The organism is Aeromonas sp. L_1B5_3, assembly GCF_963866575.1.
Lineage (GTDB): Bacteria > Pseudomonadota > Gammaproteobacteria > Enterobacterales > Aeromonadaceae > Aeromonas > Aeromonas jandaei.
In genome coordinates, this window is record NZ_CAWMDN010000170.1 from 1 (window position 1) to 852 (window position 852).

Consider the following 852-nt stretch of genomic DNA (forward strand, 5'->3'; position numbering starts at 1 on the left):
GACTGATGAGCTTGGCAAGTCCCGGATGGGCACACATGGCCTCTGCCACGGCGGCCTGGCTAAAGCTGTCATTGAACTCAATCATGGATGTTTCTCCATTTCTGCAGGTGCACGGTAAGCCGCTGCCAACACCGCAAATTTTTCGACCAGGTAACTGATGCTGATGCCCAGTCCATCACTGGCCCCATCACGCAGACGGTGATGCAGGTGTGCCATGTCCTCGGCGATACGTTGGGCTAGCACGGCTGTGCTGTCCGGCTGTGAACTCGTCATGGTCAGGGTGGTGGAGAGATTCATCGCATCTCCCCCCAGGGGGCTTGCTCCCACAGTGACAGGCGGGTCAGCACGTCTTGCGCCATGGCCTGCTGCAACTGCTGTATTACCTTTACCAACCGAGGTGCCTGCTCTGGGCTCCCGGTCCATTCACTCGATTGGTACAGGGCGCAGCAGGTGAATTTGTAGAGGGCTACCAGTTCGGCATCGGTGAGTGGTGCCTGGTGGTAACGATGGGCAGGTTTAACCGGTCCCAGCTTGGTCGAGCGGCGCTGGCTTGGTTCCTTCTGGTCCTGCTGATGTCCAAGCTGATAGCGATGCCAGACAGCCCGCCGATTGGCGAGCATCATTAGCCGTACCAGCCGGCCTACCCGCCACGTCCAGGTACTGGTGACATCCATTGGTGAGTTCCACCAGAGGGCGCGCAGCAACTCAAGGGTGTAGTGCGGTGGTATGGGGGCATTGCAAAAGCGGTGTAACTGTACGGCAAACGCCAGGTAATCCTTGCGGTCAATCATGAAAGCAGACATGGGGATGACTCCTTGCAAAGCAAAAGGCCACCTGCAGTGAGGTGGCCTT

Annotated in this window: 2 protein-coding genes; both read right to left on the reverse strand. The window is 58.1% G+C overall.

The window, feature by feature from the left end:
- Positions 1-81: 81 nt before the first annotated feature.
- Entirely contained in the window at positions 82-297 is a 216-nt protein-coding gene (locus AACR93_RS22365) for a hypothetical protein (protein WP_043852031.1), read from the reverse strand.
- The gene (locus AACR93_RS22370) at positions 294-803 is read right to left on the reverse strand and encodes a hypothetical protein (protein ID WP_043852032.1); all 510 of its coding nucleotides are present in this window, start codon (positions 801-803) and stop codon (positions 294-296) included. The genes AACR93_RS22365 and AACR93_RS22370 overlap by 4 nt, the downstream gene beginning before the upstream one ends.
- Positions 804-852: the final 49 nt, after the last annotated feature.

What these genes read in the sequence shown, in the direction of transcription:
- AACR93_RS22370 (WP_043852032.1), bottom strand. Translation starts at nt 803, where the DNA reads ATGTCTGCTTTCATGATTGACCGCAAGGATTACCTGGCGTTTGCCGTA.
- AACR93_RS22365 (WP_043852031.1), bottom strand. Translation starts at nt 297, where the DNA reads ATGAATCTCTCCACCACCCTGACCATGACGAGTTCACAGCCGGACAGC.